General features: G+C 61.7%; 11 protein-coding genes. All 11 read right to left on the bottom strand.

From position 1 onward, the window contains the following. Positions 1–175: 175 nt before the first annotated feature. Positions 176–496: a thioredoxin gene (gene trxA / locus RTCIAT899_RS00145; protein WP_015338194.1), complete on the bottom strand. Its 321-nt coding sequence runs from the start codon at positions 494–496 to the stop codon at positions 176–178. A gap of 75 nt (positions 497–571) precedes the next feature. Next, positions 572–4,138, bottom strand: a complete 3,567-nt coding sequence (gene addA / locus RTCIAT899_RS00150) for a double-strand break repair helicase AddA (protein WP_015338195.1) — start codon at positions 4,136–4,138, stop codon at positions 572–574. After that, positions 4,131–7,322 carry a double-strand break repair protein AddB gene (addB, locus tag RTCIAT899_RS00155; protein WP_041677137.1) on the bottom strand — a complete coding sequence of 1,064 codons (3,192 nt, stop codon included), beginning with the start codon at positions 7,320–7,322 and terminating at the stop codon, positions 4,131–4,133. The genes addA and addB overlap by 8 nt, the downstream gene beginning before the upstream one ends. A gap of 4 nt (positions 7,323–7,326) precedes the next feature. Beyond that, a complete protein-coding gene (locus tag RTCIAT899_RS00160) occupies positions 7,327–8,058 on the bottom strand; it encodes a nucleotidyltransferase family protein (protein ID WP_015338197.1) in 732 nt (243 codons plus the stop codon). Between the two features lie 73 nt (positions 8,059–8,131). Then, positions 8,132–9,643 carry a bifunctional tRNA (adenosine(37)-N6)-threonylcarbamoyltransferase complex ATPase subunit type 1 TsaE/phosphotransferase gene (locus RTCIAT899_RS00165; RefSeq protein ID WP_015338198.1) on the bottom strand — a complete coding sequence of 504 codons (1,512 nt, stop codon included), beginning with the start codon at positions 9,641–9,643 and terminating at the stop codon, positions 8,132–8,134. Beyond that, complete coding sequence (locus tag RTCIAT899_RS00170) at positions 9,640–12,219, bottom strand: PAS domain-containing sensor histidine kinase (RefSeq protein WP_015338199.1); 2,580 nt, start codon at positions 12,217–12,219, stop codon at positions 9,640–9,642. Before RTCIAT899_RS00170 ends, RTCIAT899_RS00165 begins: the two co-directional genes overlap by 4 nt. A 316-nt stretch (positions 12,220–12,535) precedes the next feature. Next, entirely contained in the window at positions 12,536–13,936 is a 1,401-nt protein-coding gene (ahcY, locus tag RTCIAT899_RS00175) for an adenosylhomocysteinase (RefSeq protein WP_015338200.1), read from the bottom strand. 178 nt (positions 13,937–14,114) lie between these two features. Beyond that, positions 14,115–14,390: an HPr family phosphocarrier protein gene (locus RTCIAT899_RS00180; protein ID WP_015338201.1), complete on the bottom strand. Its 276-nt coding sequence runs from the start codon at positions 14,388–14,390 to the stop codon at positions 14,115–14,117. Between the two features lie 19 nt (positions 14,391–14,409). Beyond that, positions 14,410–14,811: a PTS sugar transporter subunit IIA gene (locus RTCIAT899_RS00185; protein WP_015338202.1), complete on the bottom strand. Its 402-nt coding sequence runs from the start codon at positions 14,809–14,811 to the stop codon at positions 14,410–14,412. Between the two features lie 152 nt (positions 14,812–14,963). After that, positions 14,964–15,416 (bottom strand): HPr kinase/phosphorylase, encoded by a 453-nt coding sequence (locus RTCIAT899_RS00190; RefSeq protein ID WP_015338203.1) that lies wholly within the window; start codon positions 15,414–15,416, stop codon positions 14,964–14,966. An 8-nt stretch (positions 15,417–15,424) separates the two neighbouring features. Further along, positions 15,425–17,218 carry a sensor histidine kinase gene (locus RTCIAT899_RS00195; protein WP_015338204.1) on the bottom strand — a complete coding sequence of 598 codons (1,794 nt, stop codon included), beginning with the start codon at positions 17,216–17,218 and terminating at the stop codon, positions 15,425–15,427. Positions 17,219–17,264 lie beyond the last annotated feature (46 nt).

Below are 17,264 nucleotides of genomic sequence, written 5' to 3' on the forward strand. Positions count from 1 at the left end.
TCGTACCCAGCCGCTACGGGCTCATTTCTTCCTTGCCTCTGCGTTGCCATGGAGACGAGCCTGCTCCATCCTCACCCTGAGGTGCGAAGCTTCGAAGGGCAAGGATGACCCGCTCTCTCCGGACCAACAAAAAACCCCGCCGAAGCGGGGTTCTTGTTCCTACAGTCGATATCGATCAGGCTGCGCTGGAAATCCAGTTCTGCAGGGCCGTCTTGGGAGCGGCGCCGACCTTGATGTCAGCGACTTCGCCGGCCTTGAACATGGCGAGCGTCGGGATCGAGCGAACGCCGAACTGGGCGGCCAGTTCCGGATTTTCGTCGATGTTGAGCTTCGCAACCTTGACCTTGCCTTCGAACTGCACGGCAAGCTCTTCCAGAGCCGGGGCGATCATCTTGCACGGACCGCACCATTCGGCCCAGAAATCAACGACAACAGGCTCTGCAGACTGCAGCACTTCCGTGGCGAAGTTGGAGGTATCGACTTTAACGGTAGCCATAGGCTGCTCCTTACCAGGATTTGCGGGTTGCTAGATATGTGATGGTGCGGTGCCCATATTTCAATATCTGGTATTTCACTTTGTTTCGAGCTCCGCAAGCGCCAATGCAAGTGCCCTATCCGACAGCGTGTAGATCGAGGCATTTTCGGTATAGACCAGCATGCAGTCGACGCGCTTTCCCGGATAAAGCGGCGAAAGGATCTCGCGGTAGATGGCCAGCTGAGCTTTGTGAGCGAAGGGGATGCTGCTTTCCTCGGCAGGAGGCACGCGATTCGTCTTATAGTCGAGAATGACGACACGATCGTCCAGGTCAGCCAGCCGGTCGATACGGCCGGAGACGGCATAGGACTGGCCGCCGAGCTTCAGCGTGCCCATGATCGACACTTCCGCCTGCGCATGGGTGCTGAACGTGCCCTGCAGATCCGGATGCGACAGCAGCGCCATGACGGACTTCACCAGCGCCCCTTGCTCGGCCGGCGGCCACAAGCGCGCGGCCCGCTCGGCGTAGCGCCGGGCGGCATCGGCGCGCTCTTCTGGCGCGATTTCAGGCAAAGTCTGCAGCATACGGTGGATGAAGCGACCCTTCTGCAAGGCGCGGTCGGATTTGGCTTTCTCGCCGAACAGCGCCGAAGTCACCAGCAGATCGTCGGCTTCCTCATCGATGACGGTGCCTACGCCGGAGGGGCTCAGCGGCCGCGGCAGGCTTCTTTGCGGCGGGAGCGGGCGGTTGAGGCTGTCGGGCAGGCCAGCGCGTTCGGAGCGTTTCTCATGCTCCCTCGCGGTCTCGAATTCGAGCTGAACCTGCGCAACCCGCCAGCTCAAGCCCTGCCAGTCGCCATCCGGGCCGGTGAAGGTCTTCTGCGTGCAGCGCAGCTCATCCCCGCGCAGCGCTGCGGAAATCATCGCCTGCCAGGTATCGGCATTTTCGCGGATGCCGCGGTAGCCGCAAATGATCAGCCGGTCGGCGGCGCGCGTCATGCCCACATAGAGCAGCCGGCGATATTCCTCCTCCGCCAGCGCCTGCAGCCGCGCCGTATCGGCCTGCGTCAGCGAATTGGCGAGCGCCGAGACCGGCACCCAGACCGGCAGCGGGATCTCGTCTTTGCCGGTTTCGATCAGCCGCAGCTTCGGCAGATGTGTATGGGTGAAGGCCTTGCCGCCGCTATCGACGAGGAAAACGATCGGCGCTTCCAATCCCTTCGAGGCGTGCACCGTCATGATCCGCACCTCGTTGCGGCCTTTGTCCTGCTCGCGTTTGACCGTCGGCGCTTCCAGCTCCAGCGTCGAGATGAAGGATTGCAGGCCGGGCAGGCCGCTCGTCTCGTGATCGAGCGTGAAGGTCAGGAATTCGTCGAGGATATCGCTGACTTCGGTGCCAAGCCGCGCCAGAAATTTCCGTCGGCCGCCAAAGCTTCCGAGCACCCGTGCATAAAAATCATGAACAGGAAGGCTCCTGGACAAAGCAAGGAAGGTTCTTAAGCGTTCGACCACCTGGCTGAAGCGGTCATGGCCGTCTACGGCAAATCTCTGCAGGTGGCTCCAGACGCTTTCCTCGTCGTCGCGATAGGCGGCAACGGCAAAGACATCCTCTTCGCTAAGGTCGAACAATGGGCTCTTCATGAGCGCACAGAGCGAAAGATCGTCTTCCGGCAACAGCAGGAAACGGCCGAGCGCCAGAAGATCCTGAATGGCGATATGGCTCGTCAGCACCAGACGATCGGCGCCGGCAACAGGAATGTTGCCCCGTCGTTTCAGGGCACGCGTCAGCGCGTTGACGAAGCTGTCGCGCTTGCGCACCAGCACGAGAATGTCGCCGGCCTCGATGAAACGGGCCTTGCCCTTCTCGATGATCGTTTCCCGGCCGATCAGATTGCCGATCATGTGCGCCATTCGTCGCGCCAGGATGGCGGCCGGCGCGCTTTCAGGCGTCGAATCGAAAGGTGCCGTCCAGTCTTCTTCCCTGGCGGCCGGCTCCGGCGAGATCGTCTCCCAAAGATCGACGGCGCCGGGGTGGCCGATGCGGCTGGAGCGATGCACCACAGGCTCGTTGAGGGCGCTGAGTCCTCGGGCATTCTCCGGGCTGGTGAAGACATGGTCGACGGCGCCGAGTACATCGGCTGTCGAGCGGAAGGAGAGGGGCAGGCGGATCGACGAGAATTGCTGGCCGCTCGCCGCCACGCGGCGCCGCGTGCGGTCGCTCTCCTCGGAAAAGCGTTCAGGACGCGCGCCCTGGAACGAATAGATCGATTGTTTCTCGTCACCGACGGCAAAGATCGTGCGCAGCGTTGGCCGGGCGCTGTCGCCGGAGAAGAAATCCTCCGCCAGCGATTGGATGACGCGCCATTGGATCGGGCTCGTATCCTGCGCCTCGTCCACGAGAATGTGGTCGATGCCCTGATCCAGCTTATAGTGAATCCAGGGGCCGACATCCTTCTTGGTCAAGAGATCGGCCGTGCGGGTGATGAGGTCTTCGAAATCGAGCTGGCTGCGGCGCTTCTTCAGCTCCTCGTAGTCGCGGTTCAGGCGATCGGCGAGAATGAGGGCGGCATGGGTGGCGCGATACATCCGCATCAGCTTCAGCCGGTCGCGGCAGGCAACGACATGGGCGCGTGCTTCAGCGACGGCATCGGCGAGTGCCGGCGCATCCGCAAGCATCGCCTTGACGAAGAACTGGCTGTCCGACTTCGGTTCGCCCTTGGCGGTTAGCATGGCCTTTTCGAGGATTTCGGCGCGGGCAAGCGGATCTGCCTCACGCTTGGCAAGCCGCAGCGCGTAAGCAACTTCCTGAGCCTTGGCGCCGCCCTTCTCGTCGGCAAGCGTCAGATAAAGCTCCAGCGTCGCGCCTAAGAGGCCGGGCAGCGGCCAATATTGCTCGGCAATGCTCGTTTCCGTCTCACCGGGCGTAAGGCCAAGCCGGGCAAGCAGTGCGGCCTCGATGCCGCCTTTGCGCTCGGCCGCTTCGGTGAAGCGGCGGATCGCGTTGCGATTGGCGACGATATCACCCAGTAGGGTCTCAAGGCCGGATTCATCGCCGAGATCGAGCACATAGTCGAAAGCTCGCGCCAGTTCGGCATCGCCATGCGGCGTCGTTGCCGTCAGCAAGGCACGGCGCGCATCGTCCAGCAGGACTTCGGCAGCGCGGTCGTCGAGAACGGAGAAATGCCCGGCGACGTTTGCTTCAAGCGGAAATTGATGCAGCAAAGCCTCGCAGAAAGCATGGATGGTCTGGATCTTCAGTCCGCCAGGTGTTTCCAGCGCCTTGGCAAAGAGCCGGCGTGCCTCGGCGAGCTTGAAGATATCGGGCTCCTTGCCTTCGATATCGGCGATGCGTTTCTTCAGCTCCTCGTCCGGCATCGTCGCCCAGGCGGCAAGCCGATCGAAGACACGGTTCGACATTTCGGACGCTGCCGCCTTGGTATAGGTGAGGCAAAGGATCGCCGAGGGCCGCGCACCTGCTAGAAGCAGGCGGATCACACGCTGCGTCAGCACATGCGTCTTGCCGGAGCCGGCGTTGGCCGAAACCCAGGCCGAGCGTTCGGGGTCGGAGGCGATCGACTGCTGGATGGTCGTCCAGCTGATCCAGACGCCGGGATCGTCGCTGTCGGGCAGGGTGGCGATGTCGTCGGCGGAAAAATCACTCATCGCCGCCGCCTTCCTGCTCGGTCTCTGCCGTCGACCATTCCGAAACGCGGGCGAGGTGATCGTAATCCCCGCCATATTCAAACTGCTGGGCCGGAATCAGCCGCGAGGAAAAACCCTTCTCGCCCGATTGCAGCAGCGAAACGAATTTCACCAGCTGGTCCATTGATTCCTGCGCGAGATCCATAGCCGACTTCGTTTCCGTCTTGCCGCCGCGGCTGGAATGCTCGTTGTTGACTTGGTCGACCTTGAAGCGATCGCCGGGCCGCAGCCGGACATAAAGCAGGTTTTCCGGCACCAGTGCGCCAATATTGCGGAAGGCGCCTGCCTTCAGCGCATAGGCTTCCAGCGCCAGCTGTGGATCGAGCAGCGCGCGCGCCTGTGGCGGGGAGGGATTGTAGCCGGTCTTATAATCGATGAGGTCGGCGCCCTTGTCGCTCTTGATATCGATGCGGTCGGCAACGCCCGTCAGACGAATGCCGATCGGCTCGATCTCGACGCCAGCCGGCACTTCCGTGGCCGTTTTGCGCACGTCGGGCCGTCGTTCCGCTTCCCAGTCAAGGAAGGCCCGCGCCACTTCGCGGAAACGCGGGCGCCAGACGCTGTCGATGTGAACAGGCAGCCGCTCGGCATCGAAAAGCTCCGCAATGATGCGATCCATAGCGAGCGCCGCATCCGGTGTGCCGGCAATATGCCCTTCGCGGACGAAGCGATCGATGATCTTGTGGTAGAGCGTGCCGCGCTCGGCCGGCCCGGGATCACGGTTGAACGGATCGACCGGATCGAGCCGCAGCACCCGCCGGGCATAGATCGAATAGGGATCGCGCCGCAGCCGCCCCACCTCGCTGAAGGAATAGCTTTTCGGCTGCAGCTCTGCAGGCGGCTTCGGCGCCGGCCGCAGTGCCGGAGCCTGGTTTTCACCCTCGTCGATCATCGCAGCCCAGTGGCGATACTGGTCGCCGCGTGCCTTCATGGCGTCTTCCAGTTCCTTGCCGCCGAGTGCGATCAGCCGCTGCAGCCAGCGTGAGGCGACCGTCGGCGTCGAACCCTGGCGCAGGGCCCGGGAATAGATCAGATCGCGGGTGCCGTTCGCCATTTCGAAATCGTGCGCAAGCTGGCCGATGCGGCGCTCCGGCGGCTCCAGACCAATCTCGGTCTTCATACTGCGTGAAATGAAGGGATTGTTTGCCGTCTGCCCTGGCCAGGATCCTTCGTTCAACCCGCCGAGGATCAGCGTATCGACGCTCTGCAGGCGCGCTTCCAGCGTACCGAAGATGAAGAGGCGGGGATGGCTGAGCGCTCGTGGCTTCACCGCCTGACCCACGCAGAGTGCTGCCATGATGTCGATCCACTGCACGCCATCGGCTTCAAGCTGGCCGTCGGTTTCGATGACGTCCCGAAGGAGGCTGGCAAGCGTATCTCCCGCCTCGCCGGACCAGAGGCCTGCCAGACTGCCACGCTCGTCGATGGCTGCGGCTTCCAGGGCGCGGCCGGTACGCTCCGCCCAATCCGAAAGTGTGAGGAGACCCTCTGACGCGGGCAGGGAAAGCGCCGATACCAGCGGTTCGCATGCCGCAGTCACTCGCTGGGCAAGCGCCCGCGCATGCTCGATGGCCTCGGACGGCAGCGCTTTGCGCCATTGCGGCGCATGGCGGTCATCGGCCTGCTCCGCTACGCGGTCGTCCAGCAGGGTTTCCAGCCTGCCGATGTCGATGTTGTCGACGCCACCCCTGAGCGCCAGGATCTCCAGCGCATCGACACCGGGTTGACGGATCTCCTCGGGCAGGCCGAACAAGGCGAGAGGATGCTTGAGCAGTGAGACGACGGCAACGGGATCGCCGGGGCGAAGGGATGCTTCCAGCAACAATTGCAGCAGCGTGCCCTGGGGCGTGGCGTTCAGCGGCGTACCGGCCGAATCGTCGGCGGTGATACCGAAGCGGGCAAGCTCCGCTGTCACACGCCGCGCGAGATTGCGGTCGGGCGTAATCAAGGCCGCCTGGCTTTCGCCGCCGTTGCGGCCGGGCTTCTCCAGCGCCAGCCGTAAGGCGATGGCGATCGCGGTCGCCTCCTCGCGCTCGTTGGCCGCTTCGATCAGCGTCACGTCGGCGAATGCGTCCGCTATCGCATCGGGAGGGAGCGTCTTGCGCCAGCTTCCCCAGCCGCTCGTCGCCTTGGCCGGCGCCAGCGCACGCGACAGGATCTGCGCCCGCATCTGCATGGTTTCAGCCGCATCCGCGATGGATTCGACATCGCGCCGCGTGACCTGCAACCGTTTCAGCAGCAGCGAGAGACCATATTGCGGATGGCTGCGAGTCGTCGGATCGGCTCTTTCGCCGATGGATGTCTCCGGCGCCACGAGCTGCCAATCCTCTTCCGGCATCGCAAGATCGAGGCCGGGCAGCACGATCACGCCTTGTGGCAAGGCAGCGACCGCTGAAATCAACTCAGCCGTTGCCGGCACTGAGCCCGTCGAGCCTGCTATGATAACCGGCCCTGGATGCCGCATCCTGGAGATGCGCTGCGCCTCGGCGCGCAGAATGGCATTGCGGTTGCGGGCGGGCGAGGACTTTCCGAGTTCTTCAAGACGCGCCGGCCAGAAGGCGCTGGCGATTGCCAGGAATTCTGTTGTCAGCTGCCACCAGAGCGCATGATCCTCCGCGCTGAGATTGGCAAGCTCGCTCCATTCGCGGTCCTCGGTCTCCAGCGAATCAATGAGTTCGGCGAGATTGCGCGCGAGCCAAATTGCATCCGCCGGGCTTGCCGGCGCCACCAGCGGCGAATCGGAGTGAATATCGCGCACGATCTGCGGCAGCTTGTTGCGCCAGGCAAGGATCAGCCGGGCGAGTTCCAGCAGTCGGGCGGTATTGGCAAGCGGCTGCGCCAGATCGGCCGTTTCGGGCAGTGCTTCTTCGAAATAGCCGCTGTCGTCATCGGTCTCGCCGAGTGGGCGAATGACCGGCAGGATGGCGGCACGGCCGCCGAGCAAGTCGACGAATTCCGAACGCAGCGCGCGCGCTGCGCGCCGCGTCGGCAGAAAGATGCTGACCTTGGCAAGCGACAGCGGGTCCGCCGGATCGTGACGGAAATGCTCGGTCAGCCGGCCATCGCAAAGCGCTGTCGCAAGCGTTTTCAGGAAGGGCAGACCTGCCGGAATCGTCAGAATGCGTTGCCGGTGTCCGCCCGCCATCGGCTCACGCAAACGCCCGGAAATTCCGGATCGTTTCCTCCGCTTCCCCGACCGCCTCCGGCGTGCCGACAGTCAGCCAGTGGCCGTCGAGCATCGTGCCATAGAGCCGGCTCTTGGCGATTGCCTTGTCGAAATAGATGTTGATGTTGAAGGCATTATCGGGCGCATCGTCTAGAAAGGATGGCTTCATGGCGAAGGCGCCGGCATAGACAACACCGTTATATGGGTTGTCGCGATAGCGCGTGAGCCGCCCATCGTCAGCCATGCTGAAGTCATTCTTGCCATTGTGGCCCGTGGTCCGTTCCAACTCAACGCAGAGCATAGCCATATCCATGCGCCGGTCGTCGTAGAATCCGGCTAAGCGTTCCAGGTTCGTCGGAATGCCGGGCTTCTCGCCGATCCAGAACAGGTCAGCATTCATGACAAACACCGGATCGCGGCTCAACAGCTTCAGCCCTTTGACGAGGCCGCCGCCATTGTTCCTCAGCGCGTCCCGCTCGTCGGAAATCAGGATTTCAAGACCGCGATAGCTGCGCAGATGCGCCTCCATTTGGTCGGCATGGTGATGCACATTCACGACGGCCCGCTCGACACCTGCCTGCACCAGCGCATCCAGCGTATAGTCGATCATCGGCTTGCCGGCGATCTTCACCAGCGGCTTCGGGATGGTGTCGGTGATCGGCCGCATGCGGGTTCCAAGCCCCGCGGCCAATACCATGGCTTGCTTGATGGTCATTTCGTCTCGAACTTTCGATTCATCTCTTCTTTCCATAGCACAAGGCCGGAAAGCCGTCGCGGGGCCTGGTTCGCTAAGCCCGGCCGATCCCCGCCTTCTCGCACCATTCGCGCAAGGGTGCGAGCGCTTCATGCTCAAAGGCGATAGCAAGATAGGCGAGCGTGCGCGGCATGTGCTTCAGATAACCCGGCTTGCCGTCACGCTGCAAGAGCCGCACCCAGAGGCCGGCGAGCTTGCAATTGCGCTGCGCCGACATGATCGCCCAACTCTTCAGGAATTTCGCCTCGTCGAAGCCGCCTTGGGCGTGGCGGAGCGCGAGGTAGTCAGCCAGCATCTGGTCATGCAGATCGCGCTCGATCGTCACGCGCGCATCCTGCACCAGCGACGCGACGTCATAGGAGGTCGGCCCGATCATTGCATCTTGGAAATCGATGATGCCGACACGCTTTATGCCCTGTTCATGCGCCCGCCAGATGATGTTTGGCGAATGCATATCGCGCAGTAGCAGGTTCTTTTCCGCGTCGCCGAGCTGATCGATCAGTCTGTCCCAGATCGCCAGATAGTCGGCCCGTTCCTCGTCGCTTGCCGGCGTGCCGCGCCTCCAGGGCAGATGCCAGTCGAGCAGCAGCCGCGCTTCCATCTTCATGGCGGTCCGGTCGAAATCCGGAATGTGATGGATGTGATCCGGCGTGACGGGGATATCGCGAGGAATGGAGAGACTGTGCAGATGCGCAAGGCAGGCGACGCTGGCGCGATAACGCTCGGCGATCGGCTTGCCGTCCGCATCGAGCACGCCGTCGGTGCCGAGATCCTCGATCAGAAGAATGCCGAGATCGTAGTCGGCGGCGAAAATTTCGGGGGCGGCGAAGCCGTTTTTGCTGAGAACATTGGCGATCGCCACAAAAGGGTAGGTATCCCAGGCGAGATGGGCGACCTTGGGATAGGGCTTGCCGTCAAGCACCGGGGGCCCTTCCGGCAGCCGTGGCCAATCCATCAGGATCACGCGGCCGCTGCCGTCGGCAGGAAAAAGAGACTCGTAAGCCCGCAGCGAGGCGTCGCCGGTGAGGAAACGTCTCGCGGCACCGCGATAGCCATTTGAATCGAGAAAGGCGCGTATAGCCAATACGCGTTCGATGCGTGTTATCTGCTTGGCCGGTGCCGTGAGGACGGCGCGCCGTCCTTCGCCCTCATGCGTCAGTTTGAGATCGATGCGTTCCTTCGGCAGCTCGCCCTCGGCCATTTCGGGCCACTCGACAAGGCAGATGCCGGTCTGGAGCGCCTCGTCGAAGCCGAGCTCCGTCAACTCACTTGGGTCGCCGAGACGATAGAGATCGAAATGCGAGACCGGGATGCGCAGCTCATAGGATTGCACGAGGGTAAAGGTCGGGCTCGGCACGTCCAGTTCGGCATCGTCGGCCATGGCGCGCAGCAGCGCGCGGGCGAGCGAGGATTTTCCCGCGCCGAGATCGCCCGACAAAGCCAGACAGTCGCCGACCTTCAGGGCCAGTGCCAGATCTTCGCCGAGCTGGGCTGTGGCGGCGTCATCTGCGAGGAAAAGGGAAATGCTGGTCTCTGAGGCTGTCATTCTGCTGCGACGGAATGAGGCAATTCAGCTGAAGGAATCCGGCAGGTGACCGTCGTTCCCTTGCCCGGCTGGCTTTCGATCGAAACCTCGCCCTCATGCAGGCTGACGAAGCTTTCGACGATGGAAAGGCCGAGGCCGGCACCGCTGCGCTTGCCACCCTTGCCGCCGGAGGCGAAGCGGTTGAACACCGCATTGATCAAATCCTCCGGGATGCCTGGACCTTTGTCGGCAACCGAGAAAACGAAATCCGTGCTCTCGCGCCCGCATTTCAAGGTGATCGTCGATCCCTCGGGCGCGAAATTCGCGGCATTGGTCAGAAGCTTGAGCAGGATCTGCTTCAGCCGCTGCTGGTCGGCGACGATAGAGCCGAGATGGGCCGGCACTGTGATTTCAAGCATCACGCCGCTTTCCTGCAGCCGGTCGGCGATCTGCATGGAGACTTCGTCGAGCAGATCGGAGAGCACGATCTCGGAATAGTTCAGCCGCATGATGCCGGCGTCGAGCGTCGCGAGATCAAGGATGTCGTTGACCAGCGTCAGCAGCACGGAAGAAGAGGTCGAGATATGGTCGATATATTCGGCCTGACGCTCGTTCAGCGAGCCGATGCCCGGCGTTTTCAAGAGGTCGGTGAAGCCTATGATGTTTGTGAGCGGCGAACGCAGCTCGTAGGAGACGTGCTGGACGAAATCGTTCTTCAGCTCGTCCGCCTTCAGCAGCGCTTCGTTTTTCTCGGTCAGGGCGCGTTCGGCGCGCACACTGTCGGTCTTGTTGACGAAGGTCAGCATGGTCTGCGCATTCGGCAGCGGAATGACGGCGTAATCGAGCACCAGATTGGAATAAAGCTCCAGTGTGCCCTGCGATGAGGGCCGCTCGTCGTCGAAGCTGGTGATCTGCTCGGCAAACCGCTTCCAGCCATCAGGCCGGTCATAGGAAGGTGCGCATGCCTCCGCCAGGGTCTGGATATGCGTGCCGGGCTTGGCCTGTGCCTCGGTAATGTTCCAGAGAATGCGGAACGCGGGGTTCGACAGGCGGATGCGGCCATCGGGACCGAAAACGGCGACGCCTTCGGAAAGATGGTCAATGGTCTCGCCCTGAACCTTGACCAGCGTGTTGTAGCGCGTTTCGAGATCGACCTGCTCGGTCAGGTTCTCGAATACCCAAGTAGCGCCGCCCTGCGGATGCGCGGTTGCGAAAACCTTGAGAATCTGACCGTTGGGGAGATGCCAGAGATCGGTCTGCGTGTCGAGCGCGCGATAGACCGAAAGGACGTCGTCCTTCCAGGTCTTCCAGTTCAGCTGTTCCGGCAGCTTCTTGGCGCCGCGCAGCCGGTCCAGGAGCTCGCTGTTGTCGGGTCGTTTCTCGAGGAAGGCGATATCGAGTTCCCAGAGCTGGACGAAGGCCTGATTGTAGAATTGCAGCCGTCTGTCGCCATCGAAAATCGCAACCGGTGTCGCGAGATGGTCGAGGGTTTCGGCGTGGCTCTTCAGCGTACGGGCAAGCTCGGCGCGAACCGCTTCCGCTTCAGAAATATCGATCGCAATGCCGGCGGAGCCATTCGGCGACCTGACATCGACAACGTCGAAAAAGGTGCGGTTGCCGTGTACGACGGTCGAAATCTTGTCGTGGAAGGGCGACTCCGGCGTGGCGGCTGCCCGAATGCGTTCGCGAGCCACGGTCGTCAGGAATTCCCGTCCCTCGCGCACGGCTTCATCTGTCGAAACCGCTTCCACGGCCTCGCCATAGGCCTGATTGACCCAGGTGAGCTTGCCTTCCGCATCGCGCTGCCAGACCGGCAGGTCGATGGCATCGAGCAGATTCTGGAACGCGGAGATCGAGGTCATCAGCCGGTCGCGCTCGATCTTCAGCTCGGCGAGTTCGGCGCGCAGATTGTTAAGCGCAATGAAGCGGACAAAGGCGCGTCCGCCGGAAATGCGGCCCTGCGCTTCCAGAATCTCGTCGCGGTTGGTTTCGACCACCATGTCGAAGCTCTGGCCGCTGCCGCGCAGTTTGTCGATCGCCTTGTCGAGCTCGCCGGCCGACCATGATTTCAGCCAGCGGCCGAAGGCGAGGAATTCATTGTCCTGCGGCGCGCCCGTCTCGACCGGCAGCTGGCCGAGCAGCTCCGGCCGAGCATTCTGGCCATCCCAGATGACGATTCGGCGGTTCTTGTCGGCAATCAGCGCCTGATATTGCGAAATACGCTGATTGGCATCCGAAAGGGCCGTGCGGATCTCGCGGCTTTCGCTTTCCATATTCCCGCGCTGCCGAACCATCCACATGGTCGACAGGAGTGCGGCGGAGATCACGCCGATGATAACGGAGAAGACGGCCATTTCCGAGGAGGTGAAGAGGCGCATGCTCGCCTGCGCGGCGTCATTGCCCTGCGCAAGAACGGGTCCGGCCAGACCGGTCAACAGGCCGCCGAAAACGCTGAGCCGCAGCAAGCGGTTCAAGCGCGCCAGCCGACCTTCGCCCTGCTTCGTTTTTGCCGAAAGCCAATATTCACCGCCCTGCAGCAACAGCGTCGCCGCTCGGCGTAACGCTGGCTGATGCAGGTTGTCTTCCCCTTCAAACATAAGAGGTCTGTCTCCGTCCTTCAGAGCATGATGCCGAAAAGTGTAAGCGGTTTTCGGATGACATCATGCTCTCTCATCTGATTGTGGAGCGGATTCAGATTTTAGGTCGAACAGACCTAAAATCATCCGGCTCTACTGTGCCGCATCCTGACAAGACATCCCATTTTCATGGCTCCGGGCATGCCCGGTTCGTCACGAATCAAGTGTAAAAACAATACTGCCTAGGAGAATCCGGGGGAAGGGAGCTGGCTAAAAAATAAGCCCCGGCATTTGTCAATGCCAGGGCCACAAGATGTTGTGGATACTGTTTTAATAATCAGTATCTGTAGTGGTCGGACTTGAACGGGCCCTTCGGCGTCACGCCGATATACGATGCCTGCTCTTCGGAAAGCTCCGTCAGCTTCACGCCGAGCTTGGCAAGATGCAGGCGGGCGACCTTCTCGTCGAGGTGCTTCGGCAGAACGTAGACTTCGTTCTTGTACTGGCCGGGCTTGGTGAAGAGCTCGATCTGCGCCAGCGTCTGGTTGGTGAAGGAAGCCGACATCACGAAGGACGGGTGGCCGGTGGCGTTGCCGAGATTCAGGAGACGGCCTTCCGAGAGCAGGATGATGCGGTTGCCCTTGGAGAATTCGACCATGTCGACCTGCGGCTTGATGTTCGTCCACTTCTGGTTCCGCAGCGCGGCAACCTGGATTTCGTTGTCGAAGTGGCCGATGTTGCCGACGATCGCCATGTCCTTCATCGCACGCATGTGGTCGATGCGGATGACGTCCTTGTTGCCGGTCGTGGTGATGAAGATGTCGGCCGAGGAAACGACGTCCTCGAGCTGAACGACTTCATAGCCGTCCATGGCAGCCTGCAGTGCGCAGATCGGGTCGACTTCCGTGACCTTGACGCGAGCGCCGGCCCCGGAGAGCGAAGCGGCAGAACCCTTGCCGACATCGCCATAGCCGCAGACGACAGCGACCTTGCCGGCCATCATGACGTCGGTGGCGCGGCGGATACCGTCGACCAGCGATTCCTTGCAGCCGTACTTGTTGTCGAACTTCGACTTGGTGACGCTGTCGTTGACGTTGATGGCCGGGAAGGGCAGAAGGCCCTTCTGGCTGAGCTGGTACAGACGGTTGACGCCCGTGGTGGTTTCTTCCGTTACGCCCTTGATGGCATCGCGCTGCTTGGTGAACCAGCCAGGCGTTGCCTGAAGGCGCTTCTTGATCTGCGCGAAGAGGATTTCTTCTTCTTCCGAATGCGGGTTGGAGAGCACGTCCTCACCGGCTTCGGCGCGGGCGCCGAGCAGGATGTACATCGTGGCATCGCCGCCATCGTCGAGGATCATGTTGGAAAGACCGCCATCGGCCCACTGGAAGATCTTGTCGGTGTAGATCCAATAATCTTCGAGGCTCTCGCCCTTGACGGCGAAGACCGGAACGCCGGATGCGGCGATTGCGGCGGCGGCATGGTCCTGCGTCGAGAAGATGTTGCAGGATGCCCAGCGCACCTGAGCGCCGAGTGCCACCAGCGTCTCGATGAGAACGGCTGTTTGAATCGTCATGTGCAGCGAGCCGGTGATCCGGGCGCCCTTCAGCGGCTTCGCTTCGCCGAATTCGGCGCGGCAGGCCATCAGGCCCGGCATCTCGGTTTCGGCGATCGTGATTTCCTTGCGGCCGAAGTCGGCAAGGCCGATATCCGCGACGATGTAGTCCTTTTCAGTGCTCATGAAGGTCTCCAGCCTGAACGATGCAGTCGCGCCGCGGGCAGACGCCTCGGCCGAATGCAACAAGAATTGCACGCTGACAGCGTGTGGATGATGCCGTGTAGCAGGCTTCAGGGTGGAAATCAATAATGATATAAAGAAGTCTTTATGTCTTTATATCCGCGATAGCAGGCGGAAAAGCCTACATTTCCTCGCCGAACTTGTTGGCGACCAGTTGGTCGAGTGCCTCGAGCGCTTCGGCTGCCTGGTTGCCGCTTGCCGCGACAAGCACGCTGCAGCCCGGGCTGGCTGCCAGCATCATCAGGCCCATGATCGAAGTTCCGCCGACCGTGGTGCCGTCTTTTGAAACCGTGATCACCGCGTCGTAGGCTTCGACGGTCTGGACGAATTTCGCGGAGGCACGGGCATGCAGGCCCCGCTTGTTGATGATCAGGAGTTCCCGGGAAAGCTCGGTCATGGGGGCGGTGTTTGCCTCGTTATTTGCCACTGAGCACACGGCTGGCCACGTTGATATATTTGCGCCCGGCCTCTGAGGCCTCCACCAGAGCTCTTTCCATGTTGTTGTCGCCGCGTACGCCCGCGAGCTTGATCAGCATCGGCAAATTGACGCCGGCGATGACCTCGGTATGGCCGCTATTCATGACGGAGATTGCGAGATTGGAAGGAGTGCCGCCGAACATGTCGGTGAGGATGATGACGCCGTGCCCGTCATCGGCGCCGGCAACGGCTTGCAGAATGTCCTGCCGCCGTTTGTCCATGTCGTCTTCGGGACCGATGCATACCGTCTCTATGAACTTCTGCGGACCAACGACATGCTCGACGGCATGCCGAAACTCTTCAGCCAGCTTGCCATGAGTGACAAGCACAAGTCCAATCATGATATTACTGCTCCCATGGCATACGCAAACAGGTGGCCAATACCGCAATGCAGCAATGTCGTCCACCGGTGGGGGGACATCTTGGCGATGAAAAGGCGAAGTGCAAGCTTAAAATATAGGATTTGCATGCCTGTTCGGGCCTAAATGGCCGATTAGCCGAAACTCGCGCCGATTTTCGCTATTATTACGGCCAGCGGATTCGCGGAGGTTGCGGCCAGGCGGATCAAGGGCAACCGGATGGAGCCGGTAATATCGACCTGCTCGTCTTCCGGCGGCAGCCTTTCTGCCGTGGCCGGATCGACGGGGCGGACGGCGAAGTGCATTTCGCCTTCCGAAATGTAAGGCATCCGGACGATGCCGGTATAGCGGATTTCCATCAGCCCTTCGATCGAGGGCGGGCATTTCGCAATTACGGAGCCGCTTTGCGCGCTGATCAGCACCCGGTCGTCGGCAACAAGGCTTGCCGTCAGTCCGAGCAGTTTGGCGGCGGCAAGGCACGAAAAAGCGAGGGCGGATTTGCCGCTGCCCGAAGGGCCGAGAAACAGGAGCCCGGTCCTGCCGATGACGATCGCCGTGGCGTGGATATTGGTCGCTTCGCCGGTCATGCGAGCGCTCACGCCTGTGTCTGGGCGGGCAGCGAAAGGATGAAGCGAGCACCGAGCAGCGTCGAGCCATCGCTGTCGACGATATTCTCGGCGCGCAGAGAGCCGCCATGCGCCTCGGCGATCTGCCGGCTGATCGAAAGGCCGAGGCCGGAATTCTGCCCGAAACCTTCGGATTCAGGCCGGTCGGTATAGAAGCGTTCGAAGATGCGGTCGATATTTTCGGCCTGAATGCCGGGACCATTATCTTCGATATAGATGACGCAACGCGTCCGTGTCCGCGTCAGCCGCACGGTAATCTTGCCGGTTTCCGCCGGAACGAAGGATCGTGCGTTTTCGATGAGATTGGTGACGATCTGACCGATGCGCAGGTCGTGACCCTCGACGGAGAAATTCGTCTTGTTGCCCGGCTTGCGGTCGACGACATATTCGATTTCGACGGCCTTCTTGCTGTGTCCGACTTGTCTGGAAATATCGATCATGTCGCGCAGCAGCACTTCCAGATCGAGCGACTTCGCATCCGGGCGAGCAAGTTCGGCGTCAAGGCGCGATGCATCGGAGATATCGCTGATCAGGCGGTCGAGGCGGCGAACGTCGTGCTGAATCACGTCCATCAGCCGCTTCTTCGAATCATCGCTCTTGGCGAGCGGCAGCGTCTCGACAGCGCTGCGCAGCGACGTCAACGGGTTTTTCAGCTCGTGGCTGACGTCGGCTGCAAAACTCTCGATGGCATCGATGCGATCATAGAGTGCCGATGTCATGTCGCGCAATGCGATCGACAGGTTGCCGATCTCGTCCTGGCGGGCGGAAAAGTCAGGGATTTCCTCGCGCTCCTTTGCCCCGCCGCGCCGCACGCGGATGGCGGCAGCCGAAAGCCGGCGCAGCGGATTGGCGATGGTGGAGGATAAAAGCAGCGACAGCACCACGTTGACCAGCGTCGCGACGCCGAAGACGCGCATGATCGCAAGACGCTCGGCATGAACGATCTTGTCGATGTCGCCGGCCTGGGTCGAGAGCAGCAACACGCCGAGCACGGCGCGGAAGCGCTGGATCGGCACGGCGACCGAAACGATCAGCTCGCCCTTCTCCGTGGTGCGCACCACAGCGCCGCGCACGCCGGTCAGCGCATTCATGACTTCCGGATAGATCGAGCCATCGCCGCCGGGCGCTTCCTTGTAGACAGGCAAGTTGCCCGGCTGCAGCATCTTGTTGAGCAGGCCGCTGAACCAGTCGGACCAGCTCTGCTTCTCGTCGTCGACGGGGGGAAGGTCGTAGCGCAGCACCTGGCCGCGCGAATAAAGATGGCGGCTGTCGAGCAGCAAGTTGGCATCGGCATCGAAGATGCGGGCGCGGGTGCGCGTCGGCGAGATCAGCCGCGTCAGCACTGGCGCCACCTTTTCCGGATCGATCGGGAATTCGAGATCCTCATCGTTCGGAACGGGCGTGATGCTCTGGCCGGCCTGCAGCTCCAGCAGCTTCTGTGGGTCGATGGTGATGGAGTTGGTATCGACCGATGCCGAGGCCGAGACGGCACCGGCGATGATCTCGCCCTGCGTCAAGAGGCTCTCGACGCGGGCATCGATCAGGCCTTCGCGGAACTGGTTGAGATAGAGAATGCCGCCGACCAGAACGACGAGGGCGGCCAGATTGAAGAACAGGATGCGCCGCGTCAGGCTCGAAAAGACAGCATTGCCGAAGATGCGGCGGATCAGCACGAAGGGATGAGTCCAGCGTCGGCGCGCGATTCGAGCGCCGCTCGGGCTTTCCGAGTCGTCTATATCCCTGTCCTGCACCAGCTGTGCCAAGCCTACGGCCCTTTCGAAGAACGGGGTTCGCGACCCCGTCCGCATG

The sequence above is a fragment of the Rhizobium tropici CIAT 899 genome (assembly GCF_000330885.1).
In the GTDB taxonomy this organism is placed as follows: Bacteria; Pseudomonadota; Alphaproteobacteria; order Rhizobiales; family Rhizobiaceae; genus Rhizobium; species Rhizobium tropici.

Excerpts from the sequence above, each read along its gene's own strand:
- RTCIAT899_RS00185 (WP_015338202.1), bottom strand. The coding sequence starts at position 14,811 with ATGATTGGACTTGTGCTTGTCACTCATGGCAAGCTGGCTGAAGAGTTT.
- addB (WP_041677137.1), bottom strand. The coding sequence starts at position 7,322 with ATGGCGGGCGGACACCGGCAACGCATTCTGACGATTCCGGCAGGTCTG.
- RTCIAT899_RS00190 (WP_015338203.1), bottom strand. The coding sequence starts at position 15,416 with ATGACCGGCGAAGCGACCAATATCCACGCCACGGCGATCGTCATCGGC.
- trxA (WP_015338194.1), bottom strand. The coding sequence starts at position 496 with ATGGCTACCGTTAAAGTCGATACCTCCAACTTCGCCACGGAAGTGCTG.
- RTCIAT899_RS00165 (WP_015338198.1), bottom strand. The coding sequence starts at position 9,643 with ATGACAGCCTCAGAGACCAGCATTTCCCTTTTCCTCGCAGATGACGCC.
- RTCIAT899_RS00170 (WP_015338199.1), bottom strand. The coding sequence starts at position 12,219 with ATGTTTGAAGGGGAAGACAACCTGCATCAGCCAGCGTTACGCCGAGCG.
- addA (WP_015338195.1), bottom strand. The coding sequence starts at position 4,138 with ATGAGTGATTTTTCCGCCGACGACATCGCCACCCTGCCCGACAGCGAC.
- ahcY (WP_015338200.1), bottom strand. The coding sequence starts at position 13,936 with ATGAGCACTGAAAAGGACTACATCGTCGCGGATATCGGCCTTGCCGAC.
- RTCIAT899_RS00160 (WP_015338197.1), bottom strand. The coding sequence starts at position 8,058 with ATGACCATCAAGCAAGCCATGGTATTGGCCGCGGGGCTTGGAACCCGC.
- RTCIAT899_RS00180 (WP_015338201.1), bottom strand. The coding sequence starts at position 14,390 with ATGACCGAGCTTTCCCGGGAACTCCTGATCATCAACAAGCGGGGCCTG.